The organism is Psychrobacter sp. TPE 89C, assembly GCF_055522395.1.
Map to the genome: position 1 here is coordinate 20294 of NZ_JBVFXW010000002.1, position 13155 is coordinate 33448.

The following is a 13155-nucleotide window of genomic DNA, read 5'->3' on the forward strand; positions in this document are numbered from 1 at the left end:
AGAAAGTAAACGTTGATAGTTTTACTTTTAGCATTTTTTATAAAAGGTTATGAAAGCAGATGGATAAGAGAGCAAGTATTCAGTGGTTCCCTGGGCATATGAACAAAGCCCGTAACGAAATCAAAGAAATCATGCCGCAGATGGATTTGGTCATCGAGGTCATCGATGCGCGTATCCCTTATAGTAGTGAAAACCCAATGGTCGCGGCACTACGCGGTGAAAAACCAGTCATCAAAATCCTGAACAAAGCTGATCTTGCCGATCCAGAGTTGACCCAAATATGGATGGATTATCTCGAGCAACAAAGCGGTGTCAGAGCCATTGCTTGCGATACCGAGAAGGCCAACGATGTAAAACGCATCATCGCCATATGTAAACAACTTGTTCCTAATAAAGTCGGTACGGGTCGTCAAATCAAAGCCATGATTATGGGTATTCCAAACGTTGGCAAATCAACGTTGATTAACACCTTAGCAGGGCGCGCTGTCGCAAGAACTGGTGATGAACCTGCCGTGACCAAATCGCAGCAGCTGATTAAGCTGGACGATGACATCATGCTCTATGACACGCCTGGTATGCTATGGCCAAAAGTTGAAAACGAAAACTCTGGCTATCGTCTAGCAGCGACTGGCGGTATTCGTGATACGGCGTTTGACTTCGCTGATGTCGCTAGTTACACCGCGGAGTACTTAATGCATGCTTATCCTGAGCTGCTAAAAACCCGTTATAAAATTGAAGAACTACCAAAGACCGATTGGCAGTTTTTTGAAGTCGCTGGACGCAATCGCGGCTGTGTACGTTCGGGCAATCAAGTCGATACGTACCGCATGTCTGAGATTCTAGTTAACGAGCTACGTAGTGCGAAACTTGGACGTATTACGCTTGAGACACCGGCCATGACGGAAGCTGAAGAAATAGTGGTCGCTAAACAGCGTGTCACAGCTGAAGAAAAGAAAAAGGCCAAAGAAGAAGAAAAACGCTTACGTCGTTTGAAAACACGGAAGAATCGTAAATAAATTTGTTTAAAAGCTCATTCAAAAAGCTACTACCTATATAAAAGCCCTTATGGGCTTTTTTTATGTCTGTATTATCTGTATAACATCAGTATCGTATATCAAAATTATAAATATAGAGAGTGCTTAATGACAGATTACAGCCTAATGAAAGATTTTACTTTCGGTAGTAGAGATGAGTTCATACGTAAGCCTATCGCTGAAAAAATCATTAAGTTATTAGATTCAGATATTGATGTTTCACCACTTATCATCGACGGTAAATGGGGTACAGGTAAAACCGAGTTTTGCTTCAAACTTAAAAATCTAATTGAAAACGATGATTCCAATAATTATAAAGTTGGTTACGTAAACGCCTTTCAAGCTGATCATGCCAACGAGCCGTTATTGACTTTAATTTCAGAGATCGTAAGTTTTTACCCTAAAAAAAGCTATCAGCGAAAAAAGTTGATAAAAAATGCTCTTCCTTATTTACGCTTGATTGGTGGTATAGGTTTGAAGGCAGGATTAGGCTTTGCTTTTGGGCGCTACGCTGCGGATGTACCTGAAGATTTTTCTAAGGGTCTGGAAAACATAGAAGAAGGTTCAAAAGAGTTAATAGACCTTTCTTTAGAATCTCTTATTGAAGACCAAGCTGAGGCTGATAGAAGCCTAAACACCCTAAAAAATGCATTGAATAATGTTGCAACAGACAATCCTGTTATTTTACTGATTGACGAGCTAGACCGCTGCCGTCCAGATTTTGCAGTGATGATGTTAGAGACTATTAAACACGTTTTTGACGTTGAAAACGTGCAGATTATCTTGATTACCAATGCGGAGCAATTAAAAGCAACCATTAAACACAGCTATGGTAGCGAAACCAATTCTCATGATTATTTATATAAATTTTTTAAGTATCAGATCAATTTACCAACTGCTGCCAAAGATACTGAGGGTAGATCAGTCGAAAATAATGTCACTTACTTTAGAACGGTAGTACAAGCCAGCAAAGTCATCCGACAAGAATTTAAAGACAACGAATTTATCTACGAGATTCCAACCTTTCTTGATGTAGGGAGATTATCACTTCGTAAAATTGAACAGACTGTTCGTTGTATAGAAACGCTAACCATTTTTGAAAATGAAGAGCAAAGTAAGTCACCGATTGTTGAGCAGATTTTGATGGTCTTCCTATCATTTGTTTATATGATGAATAAACAGCTACTGAATCAAATCTCAAACAGAGGTATTGTTAGCAAAGATTTTTTCGATTTTATGCAGTGTACTCGCTTAGTTTTACCTGAAAACCGTCTTATCGTAGAACAGAACTATGTAAGAAGTTTAATTTTGATGGTATTTAATAAGTTAAATAGTAATAGCAATATTTATATTCCTAGAGAAGATCATCGAACAGGTAGCCAGGGCGAATTTATACTAGAGCAAATTCTAAATAAATTTAATTTAGAGTCAGAAAAAGACCGTTTTTCTAGTTATATATCGGAAGATAGCTATATCTATGATTATGTTGATCACACAATCAATAACCTCTTACTTTTTGACATCGTTAAGTAGTTATTTTTATTACATTATTTAATAGCATTACGTCAAAGCTAGGTCGTAGCAAATACGTATATCAGGTATAATTGATTACCTTTAGAAAACTAAATAATAGAGCCTATGACCCAGCTAACTGCCAACTCAGACCTCACATTATCAGATAACACAGCCAGCCACTCTACAAGCTCTCTAAACTCCTTCGCCCCACGCCTACTTGATTGGTTTGCTGAGAACGGTCGCCATGACTTACCTTGGCAACAGCACCAGACCGATACGCCCAATCCTTATATTGTTTGGTTGTCCGAAGTCATGCTCCAGCAAACGCAGGTGACCACTGTCCTTCCCTACTTTGCGCGTTTTATGACTTCGTTTCCTACCGTACCGGATTTGGCCGCAGCGGACTGGGATACCGTAGCAGAGCATTGGGCGGGACTTGGCTACTATGCGCGCGCGCGTAATTTGCATAAAGGCGCTAAGCAGTTGGTTGAAGTCATCGATGAAACGGGCGAGTTTCCGCAGACATTAGCAGGATGGGAAGCGATTTCAGGGGTCGGGCCGTCGACTGCTGGCGCAATCATGGCAATGGGCTTGCACCATTATGGCGTCATCTGCGATGGTAACGTCAAACGAGTAATCACGCGTTGGGCAGCGATTGATGGTGATATCACCAAGTCTGCTACGACTAAAGAGCTGTGGGCATTGGCAGAGCGCCTGACACCTACAGAGAACTCAGGACTATTTGCGCAAGCGATGATGGATATGGGTGCGACATTATGTACCCGTAGCAAACCTGCCTGTCTATTATGTCCATTAAAGGAGGACTGCCTAGCCCATGCGCAAGGGCGCGAGACTGATTATCCGGTCAAGGCAAAAAAGCAGCCCAAACCCAGTAAGTTTAGTAATGCGTTATTGATTAAAGATAATAGTGGCGATATTTTATGGCTACAGCGCCCTGATAATGGTATTTGGGGTGGACTCTGGAGCTTACCTTTGCAGTTCGTAAAGAAAATTGAGGGTAAAGCGAGTGGCAGCATTGCGAAAAAAGCAAACGCTAGCGATGATAAACCGTCAGATGTGCCAAATGACGTACGTAGCAATGAAAAAGTATATGAGGCAGAATTTACCACTGCTGAGCAGATTATCAATGAGTGGCTGATAAAGAATAAATTAGTAGCAGCGCCTATCAGCAAGACCTTGCTTGATGATGCGCCAATCAAACATTCACTGACGCACTTCCACTGGTATTTGACCCCGCAATCAGTAACTCTAAATGCTAAGCAAACCGCCGAAATAACCAAAGCGTTACAGGCTGCCGACATTAATATCAACTGGTTGAACGCTGATGATGCTCAGGCAACGCTTGGATTACCACGAGCGATGGTTAAGATTTTAGAGTAATCTTATAAGCTATATCTCCACACCTATCGTGCTCAAACCAGCTGATTAAACAACCATCTCGCATGCCATAAAAAAAGCGATTCACTGTTGATAGTGAATCGCTTTTTTTATGATTATAACTAAAATATAGCAGGCTAAGACTTCGGCACACGTAAGCGCATCAGGCCTTCTTGTTGCACCGTGGCAACCAGCTTACCATCTTGCCAAAACTGGCCGTGGTTTAGGCCTTTCGCATTGGATGTAGTGTCACTCCACATGTCGTACAGCATCCAGTCGTTCAAATCAAAATCACGGTGAAAATGCATTGAATGATCGATACTCGCCGCTTGTAGACCACTGGTCATAAAGCTGACGCCATGCGACATAAGCCCTGTGCCAACCAAGTAAAAGTCAGACGAGAATGCCAATAGTGCTTGCTGAATCGCCACTGGCTGATTGCCCAATTCACGAATACGTAGCCAGTTTGCCTGCTTAGGCTTCATGGGTTCTGGGCTGATTGGGTTACGTGGTTTGACCGGTTTAATCTCTACATGACGGCGACGCATAAACCTTGATTTTAGTGCTTCGGGTACTTTGCCAACATTTTCTTCTTTTAAATCTTGCTCAGTCAGCAGATCCTCTGGTGGCGGATAGACCGGCATATCTTCTTGATATTCAAGCCCCTCCTCCATCGGTGAAAACGAGGCAATCATCGAAAATATCACTTGCTCAACAGGTGGCTTCCCGCGTACTTCTTTGTACTGAATCGCGGTCACTTCACGTGCAGACAGACTACGACCATCGCGCAATCGACGCACCTGATAAATCACTGGCTGGTTGATATCCCCGCCGCGCAAAAAGTACCCATGCAATGAATGACAAGGTTTGTCTTGTTCGAGCGTATGTGCTGCCGCCATGATGGCTTGTGCCAGTACTTGCCCACCAAAAATACGACTGCCCACATAGTCATGGCTCTTACCCTCAAAGACATCGGGGGTAACTTCGATAAGTGCCACAGTAGCCAGTAACTCATCAATCAGTTGCAAATAATCGGGCATGACAATATGTTTCCTTATTTTCATCAAAAACGCACAGCACCTCACGATATCAATAGGCTATATCGACAGGTCCTTTGTATTTGTACTTGAAGTTAAAATAATATGAAATCACTTGCTGAATGTAAACAAGAGAAATTTTAGAACGAAAATACGGCCATAGCAGCACTAGTATTTATTATAAATAGAAAGCGATAAACATCTTAACCAATATCAGTGGCTTTGGCTAGCGACTGACAGCCCACTCGCGAGTATCCATTCGTTTATTTAACTCAAACAGTAAAAACGAGGCACTTTATAACGCCTCGTTCTTTATGTTTATTTTAAACTTATGGCTTCACAGCTACTAGCACACGGATAGAATCAGGTACTAATGACAAGTTGCTTAGTGCTTGCTCGCCTTGCGCTTTTAGTTGCTCTAAACGCTCAATCTCTGTAGGGCGCACGTTAGGGTTGATGGTTTGTAGATGTTGTAGACGTTTGATTTCACGCGACCACTGCTGGCTAAAGCGCGCGCTTGCTTGCTCACCAATCTCAGCCAACTGCTGACGCGCGATGTCTTCAGCTTCATAATAACGCTGCTCAATCACATCACCACGTACTTTAATCACTTGGCGTGCACGGTTTTTATCCAAACGCTCAATGTGCGGCATGATCATCTCAGCGCTGATACGTGCTGACAAATCACTGCCCTGCTCACTGATAAAGACACGGATATTTTGCGTGGTCAATGTCGCTGGTAAATTCAGCAGTTTTGGTGCTATCGCTTCTACACGGAAATTCACTTCTAACAGTACCATGCCTTGTGGTACGGCAGCACTTTTGAGCATTGCAACTGTGGTATTGCCAAAGGTACTGGTACTCGCCAGCTCATAGATAGCACGCATCAATGGATGCTCATGAGTGATGAATTCGATATCTTCACGCTGTAGCGCTTGGTCACGCTCAAACGTCAACGTCATGCCGTCTTCGTCACCAAGTGGCAAACCATCGATATAGTCACTAATTTCAGTGCTATCAATCGGTGCGATAACCCATGAGCCATCACGCTGAATATTATGATCGATATTGGCCGAAGCAAAGAAACGCTCAATGAATTGTGGCAATAGGTTGTGACTATCAAAGTCACGCATGGCGTCAGCGATACGCCCAGCGACACGTGGACGGCACGAGTTATACTCTAGCAGACGATCGCGACCAGCTTGTAGCTGTGCTTCTAGTCCCAATCGTGTCTGTAGCGCTTCTGCGATAACACCTTGTAGAGTAACCTTGTTTTCGGCCGTATCTGCACCTTCAAGCATTGGCTTTAGATCTTGAATGTACTGCTCTTGCACGCTCTGCGCTGTCGGTGAAATCTGATTGAACATATTGAGCGCATCGTTATACCACTGATACAGACGCTCTTGCGCCGTGCCCTGTACATAAGGCACATGCAGCATGATTTGTTGCGTCTGACCGATACGATCTAGGCGACCAATACGCTGCTCTAAAGTATCTGGATTCGCAGGCAAATCCCACAATATCAACTGACTGGCAAACTGGAAGTTACGGCCTTCTGAACCAATCTCTGAGCATAGTAATATTTGTGCGCCTTCACTGTCTGCGAAGAATGCTGCCGCTTGGTCACGCTCAAGTAGCGTCATCTGCTCGGTAAAGATAGCTGTTTTAATGCCTGCATGCAGACGCAATACCGCTTCCAAGCTCTCTACTGTCGCGCCACTACGGGCAATCAACAGTACTTTTTGATGTTTAAGTTCGCCGCGCAGGATATCAACCAACCAAGACACACGTGGGTCATCTTCTAGCCAGCCACCATCAGGTTGGTTCTCTTCGCCCCATAGCTGCTCACGCAACTTACCCGTGGTTTGATAGCTGTTTACCCATGCATCAGGTAATGGCAGCGGATAAGGCTGACTACTACGACCATAAAACCCTTTGACACTCTCACGGGTATTACGGAACAAGATACGACCAGTACCATGACGATCTAGCAGCTCGTTAAGTGCATAGGTACGCAGTTTTTCATCGTCATTAATCCCTGCCAACTCATCAGCACCGAGCGTAAGCAAGCTACTTAACGCAGCGATTTGCCCTTCACTCAATGGCTTGTCTTCTATCAATACACCAGCAACCGTTGCCGTCTCAGCAAAAGCGGCTTGACCATCGATAAACTCATCTAAATCATCGAAACGATCCGGATCGAGCAAGCGCAAACGAGCAAAATGACTCTGTGCACCAAGCTGCTCAGGTGTCGCTGTCAATAGCATGACGCCTGCCGTCTCTTCTGCAAAGTCAGCAATCAAGTCATATTTATCGTTGCCGCCTTGTGCTTCATCCCAATGCAGATGATGCGCCTCATCGACGACCAATAAATCAAACCCTGCGTCCATCGCTTGGTCATACAAGTCAGGATGGTCAAGCAATAGATCCATACCAGCGATGATACACTGCTCGGTCGCAAAGACGTTCTGTTCAGGATCATGCTCTTTAATCGCTGCCGTACGTACCAAGTCAAACAAGGCAAAGTTTAGATTAAAACGGCGGCGCAGCTCAATCATCCATTGGTATTGCAGACTATCTGGAACAAGAATGAGCACGCGCTCAGCCTTGCCAGTCAATAGCTGCTGATGAATAATCAATCCAGCTTCAATAGTTTTACCTAGGCCAACTTCGTCAGCGAGTAAGACACGCGGTGCAATACGTTTACCAACTTCGTGAGCGATATAGAGTTGATGCTCAATGATATCGACTCGCGCACCCATCAAACCTTTGAGTGGATGACCAGCCAACGCTGATTGCATACGCAAGATATCTTGACGCAGCTCATACCAATCACCACGTTCAATGCGTCCAGCTAGCAGGCGCTCAAGCGGCTTGGCAAGCGTGATGTTGGCAGCGAGACGAGTCTCCATGATGCCGCGCTCGTGTTCATCGACACTATATTTGAGCACGCCCATCACTTCATCGACAGCATTGACCGTATAGCATTTGCCGTCTTGGTCATAAATGCTGTCACCAGCTTTGAACACCACGCGCGATAGTGGCGCAGAGTTTTTGGCATAGACGCGCGTCTCTTCGCTTTGCGGGAATAAGATATGCACACATCGGTCGTCAACATCGATGACCACACCCAAGCCAAGCTCAGACTCCGTATCAGATAAATAACGTTGACCAACGGCGAATTCAGTACTGTGCAATGAAGCGATAGAGATAGTCATAGGGCGATGTCTTTTGTACTCAGTCAGGTAGTAAGAAATTAGATAGATAGCTTAGAAAACAGCAATGGCGGCTAACAACCGCTAAATAAGGTTGTTCACACCGTAAAATGTCAAAAAGACATAAACAAAGTGCCACAACATTAATCAAGCCAGCCGTTTAGCCGACCATTATATAACGTTAGCGGGTAGATGAGTGCGTTAAGTTGACTTTTCAAGAGCAGATTCATGCAAGATTATGTCAATGCTAAGCATAAGTTGGTCATATAAAACAATAAGATAACGACTCATCATTAAAAACCATTCAACAACATGCTACATTATCTCGATAATCATTAAAACAAACTTTAAAATACACATTCGATAAGGAATAACCATGCAAGCGGTTTTTTTAGACAAAGGCACTTTTTCTGAGGGCATCGACTTACCTGCCCCAACAGGCATCAGCGACTACGTCACTTATAACGACACTCCAAAAGATACTGCCGTTATTTTAGAGCGCTGTAAAGACGCCGATATTATCATTACTAATAAAGTTCAGATTAACGCTGAAGTAATAAGCAAGCTGCCCAAGCTTAAACTCATTCAACTGACTGCTACGGGTATGAATAACGTTGACCAAGAAGCCTGTAAAAAGCATGGTATTACTCTTTATAACGTCGCTGGTTATGCGGTCAAAAGCGTGCCCGAACACACATTTATGCTCATGCTAAATGCAATGCGCGCAGGCATTCATTATCATCAAAAAGTCTCTGATGGTACGTGGCAAGCAAAGGGGGATTTTTGCCTGCTTGATATTCCGCTGATAGATTTGGAAGATAAAACGTTAGGTATTATTGGGGTTGGCACTATCGGTAAACGCGTCACCGAAATCGCTCGTGCCTTTGGTATGAATGTATTGTGGGCGGAGCAACAAGGACGTACGCCACGTAATGATGACTATACGGCCTTTGAAGACGTACTTGCTCAGTCCGATGTTCTAAGCTTGCATTGCCCATTAAATGCGCAAACTCAGCACCTTATTAATGCAGATACTTTAGCAAAAATGACCAAACAGCCGCTCATCGTCAATGTCGCTCGTGGTGGTATCGTCGATAGCCAAGCGCTGACTGATGCAATTAATGACGAGCAAATCATTGGTTATGCCAGTGATGTGTTTGAACAAGAACCTATTGCTAATAATGATCCGCTATTGAGCTTAAAGAATCATCCGCGTGTTATCTTTAGCCCGCATAACGCTTGGGGCAGTAAAAGCGCGCAAGAGACGCTGTGGCAGATGCTAAGCAAACAAGTCGCGGATTTTATCAGTACGCATTAAAGGACAGCCACTCATCAAAGCTAACGACTGAATCGTAGCCAATCATCTTTTATCTTACGGTATTTGAGCACTATTCGGTCGCTGAGATAGTTGTTTGTGACCCGCCAAGGATAGATATCTCCTTGCTTGGGTAGCTCGTGTTGAGCGCGCTTAACATATCCTGATGATAGCGCGCCCATCACAGTCTCTGGTTGGCTATGGGCAGTGCCATGCTCACTCTGCGCTGTTGCTAATACCGCTTGATAACCATGCTTATCCATATAGCCAAGTAGTCGCATCACATACTGACAGGCTAAATCAATCTTTAGCGTCCATGAAGCATTGGTATAACCGAACAGCACTGCCATATTGGGCACATTTTCAACCATGACTGCTTTATAAGTCATGCGTGTACCGATATCTACTGCCTGTCCATCGATATATACTTTTGCACCACCCAGCATTTGTATCTTTAGCCCTGTCGCTGTCACGATGATATCTGCATCGAGATGGTTGCCAGAGTTAAGCATAATACCTGTCTTCGTGAAATGGCTTATTTGGTCAGTCACTACTACTGCGCGCTTACCCTGTAATGCTTTAAATAAATCACTGTCTGGTACTGCGCATATCCGTTGGTCCCAAGGATTATAATCGGGTACAAAATGCGCCACATCGACATCACTGCCTTTTAGTTCTGTTTTGACGCCGCGCTTTAATAGCGCTTTCATAAATTTAGGGGCAACTATAGCCGCTCGGTAAGTACCTTGTTGTATTAAGACATTGCGGGTACGTAATACCGTATAGGCCTGCTCTTTTGATAAAGGTGAAAACTTGCCTGACAGCCAATCCAGTGCATAATCATCGCCTGGCACGCTCGCCACATAAGTGGGTGAACGCTGCAGCATAGTGACGTGTTGTGCGCATTGCTCAGCTTCCTCATCTACTAACGCTGGCAGCAACGTCATCGCCGTCGCACCGCTCCCGATGATGACTACCTTTTTATCTTGATAGTCCACATTATGCCAATGCTGCGGATGGACTATACGGCCTTCAAACGTTTCTTCTTGATCAAAATGAGGCTTATAACCTTGCTCATAATCGTAATAACCAGTGGCACCGACGACGAACTTGGCTGTTAGAGTAAACACTTCACCGCTAACGTGGTTTTTTACCATGGCTGTCCATCGTTGGCTGCTACTTGACCAAGAAAGCTGCTGTACCTCATGCTGATAACGAATATGCTCAGTGATACCAAACTCCTGCGCCGTATCAGCAATATAACGCTTAATGTCCCCACCTTTTGCCAAAATCCTGTGGTTCAACCACGGCCTAAAACTGTAGCCAAACGTCAATGCATCAGAGTCGGAGCGAATGCCGGGGTAAGTAAATAAATCCCATGTACCACCCAAATCTGTACGCTTTTCTAAAATCGCAAACCGCTGCGAGCTTTTCTGCTGCTGTTTTGATGTTTGACGTTTACATTGATTTGGGCTTTTATGACCAAACAGCCCTTTGTGTTTTTGCTGCTGCAATCGACAAGCCATACCTATACCAGCAATTCCTGCGCCGATGATAAGCACTTCATAATCTACTGGCGTGTCTAAGCGCGCCTTTTTAGATTGAAAGCGTCTCTTCACTGCCCGCTTTGCCGCCTGCTTTGCTGCTATGATATCAAGCATAATACCGTCCTTGTTTTTGCATGATTTATCTAAAAAACTTGGTTAAAAAGGGCTTGGGCTTTCCCAGTCCATCCATGCACCCAATACGGGATGCTTTAGACGTAAGTGTTGTGCATGCAGATTGAGCCTTGGAGCAATCTCTAACGCAGTCCCTTCAGCATAAATAGGGTCGCCAATCATCACGTGATCAACATGCACCATATGGACACGTAGTTGATGGCTACGACCGGTAACCGGCTTTAGCATCACTCGTGTCACTGCATGACCATTACACTCTTCATGAGCCAATATTTCATACATAGTTAACGCATGCTTTGACCAATCGTGGTCGACGATGTGGCGTGGTTTGGTCGCAGGCTCGTAGCGTACTGGCACTGATATCTTGCCAGTTGCGCCAACACTTTCCCACTGTCCAAAGACACGGGCTTGATACTTTTTCTGTGGCAAACGTTCAATAAACTGCTTACTGATATGGGTCTGTGCTGCCGCATTTTTTGCAAAAATGAGCAAGCCTGAGGTGTCCATATCCAGACGATGAATCAACTTAACTGCTGGATTAACGCGCTCAAGCCTTGCCAGCAAGCTCACATTCAGCGTTTTACCATTAACACTTAATAGCCCTACAGGTTTATCCACTATCCAAATATCATCGTCTTCATAGACAGTAATATCTCGTGCAAATGCTTGAAAAAACTCAAGCGGACGGGCATTTTCTTGAGCATTAAGAGCGTTGACTTCTTCATCAGTAAAAAGCATAAAAATGGGCTACTTATATTAGGGCGTAAAGGTAAAAAACAGACTTATTTATGGACTGAAATGTGAGACTGATAGCGATTTCAAGTATAAAGGAGATACGTCAGACATGTTAAATAGTGGCAATCATTCAATCAAAAATACAAATGGCAGAATTAACTGGCAAGCAAAATATAATCTATATGATTGTGTGTCGATTTATTGTGCTAATCGCAATTGTTAAACAATTTAACCAGCCTGCATCTGTCAAGTTTGAGCAAACATGTTAATATAATGGCACATTTTCACCACTTCTAAACGATTCTTTGGTCACTCATCACGCTACTATCTAACCAAGATATTCTGTAATGTATGACGATAGAAATAATAAAACAAGAGAGAAAACTATGTCAGATCTTATTTTCCACACCACCGATGCCGACTTTGATAAAGACGTACTAGAGTCAGACGTACCAGTATTGGTAGACTTTTGGGCCGCTTGGTGTGGTCCTTGTAAAGCCATCGCTCCTATTTTAGAAGATTTAGCTGCTGACTACCAAGGCAAAATCAAAATTGTTAAGGTAGATGTTGATAGCAACCCACAAGCGGCTAGCCGTTTCGGTATTCGCAACATCCCAACCCTATTTGTATTCAAAGGTGGCGAAAAAGTTGATTCAGTCATGGGTCTACAGCCAAAAGCTGAATTGGCAAAAGTACTAGACAAGCATCTATAAGCTTGTGCTAGCCAAGCATATGTCAAAAACTGCAATGTAATAGAAGAAGCCATTATCTGACTAAGATAGTGGCTTTTTTGCTTATTTTTTATGCAAAAGACTCGATTATATGACTTTTTTGGCAAAATTTATTGACAATGCCATTGTGAAGACCGTATAGTCTGCTGACAACAGAAAACTAATTGTTTTCATAAGTGTCTTATCGCTATTCTCCTCGTGTTTATCAACAAAAACACAATCGTCGTTATAAACACCATTGCTGAACGAAATGACTAAACACAATTACTGATATTGAGTTTTTGACGCAGACTCTTATGTAGCCTTCTTTATATTTATTTCTTATTACCTTGCACCAAACGACTGCAATTCGTACATAAGCTGACACGTAATACCCAAACTACATAAATCCTAGCTCTGTGCACGCACCCTCTATCGCCATATTATCGTTGTTTTAATCAATGTCGTGACTTGTGCTGCTAATGGCATCTCTCATCTGATCACTTGCTAATGACCT

The 13155-nt window shown here is 43.6% G+C and carries 9 protein-coding genes; 5 read left to right on the plus strand and 4 right to left on the minus strand.

Going from position 1 to position 13155, the window contains the following annotated elements; translation table 11 throughout:
• The first annotated feature begins 59 nt into the window (after positions 1-59).
• The 3 genes from ylqF (at position 60) to mutY (ending at position 3950) form a co-directional block, all read left to right on the plus strand.
• Positions 60-1016, plus strand: a complete 957-nt coding sequence (ylqF, locus tag ACZW67_RS01000) for a ribosome biogenesis GTPase YlqF (RefSeq protein WP_197102049.1) — start codon at positions 60-62, stop codon at positions 1014-1016.
• A 126-nt stretch (positions 1017-1142) separates the two neighbouring features.
• Positions 1143-2567: a KAP family P-loop NTPase fold protein gene (locus tag ACZW67_RS01005; RefSeq protein WP_465181829.1), complete on the plus strand. Its 1425-nt coding sequence runs from the start codon at positions 1143-1145 to the stop codon at positions 2565-2567.
• A 105-nt stretch (positions 2568-2672) separates the two neighbouring features.
• Positions 2673-3950 carry an A/G-specific adenine glycosylase gene (gene mutY / locus ACZW67_RS01010; RefSeq protein ID WP_465181830.1) on the plus strand — a complete coding sequence of 426 codons (1278 nt, stop codon included), beginning with the start codon at positions 2673-2675 and terminating at the stop codon, positions 3948-3950.
• A gap of 134 nt (positions 3951-4084) precedes the next feature.
• On the opposite strand, the gene ACZW67_RS01015 is transcribed toward mutY, so the two are convergent.
• Both ACZW67_RS01015 and rapA read right to left on the minus strand, forming a co-directional pair.
• Positions 4085-4987: an acyl-CoA thioesterase gene (locus ACZW67_RS01015; RefSeq protein WP_197218095.1), complete on the minus strand. Its 903-nt coding sequence runs from the start codon at positions 4985-4987 to the stop codon at positions 4085-4087.
• A gap of 326 nt (positions 4988-5313) precedes the next feature.
• A complete protein-coding gene (rapA, locus tag ACZW67_RS01020) occupies positions 5314-8202 on the minus strand; it encodes an RNA polymerase-associated protein RapA (protein ID WP_465181831.1) in 2889 nt (962 codons plus the stop codon).
• A 373-nt stretch (positions 8203-8575) separates the two neighbouring features.
• Between rapA and ACZW67_RS01025 the strand changes: the two genes are divergently transcribed.
• Positions 8576-9517, plus strand: coding sequence for a D-2-hydroxyacid dehydrogenase (locus tag ACZW67_RS01025; RefSeq protein WP_465181832.1), 942 nt, complete (start codon positions 8576-8578; stop codon positions 9515-9517).
• A gap of 20 nt (positions 9518-9537) precedes the next feature.
• On the opposite strand, the gene ACZW67_RS01030 is transcribed toward ACZW67_RS01025, so the two are convergent.
• Both ACZW67_RS01030 and ACZW67_RS01035 read right to left on the minus strand, forming a co-directional pair.
• Complete coding sequence (locus tag ACZW67_RS01030) at positions 9538-11175, minus strand: flavin-containing monooxygenase (RefSeq protein WP_465181833.1); 1638 nt, start codon at positions 11173-11175, stop codon at positions 9538-9540.
• A gap of 42 nt (positions 11176-11217) precedes the next feature.
• Positions 11218-11931, minus strand: coding sequence for an RluA family pseudouridine synthase (locus ACZW67_RS01035; protein WP_197102038.1), 714 nt, complete (start codon positions 11929-11931; stop codon positions 11218-11220).
• Between the two features lie 383 nt (positions 11932-12314).
• On the opposite strand from ACZW67_RS01035, the gene trxA reads away from it, so the two are divergent.
• Positions 12315-12641: a thioredoxin gene (trxA, locus tag ACZW67_RS01040; protein ID WP_194197946.1), complete on the plus strand. Its 327-nt coding sequence runs from the start codon at positions 12315-12317 to the stop codon at positions 12639-12641.
• The last annotated feature ends 514 nt before the right edge of the window (positions 12642-13155 follow it).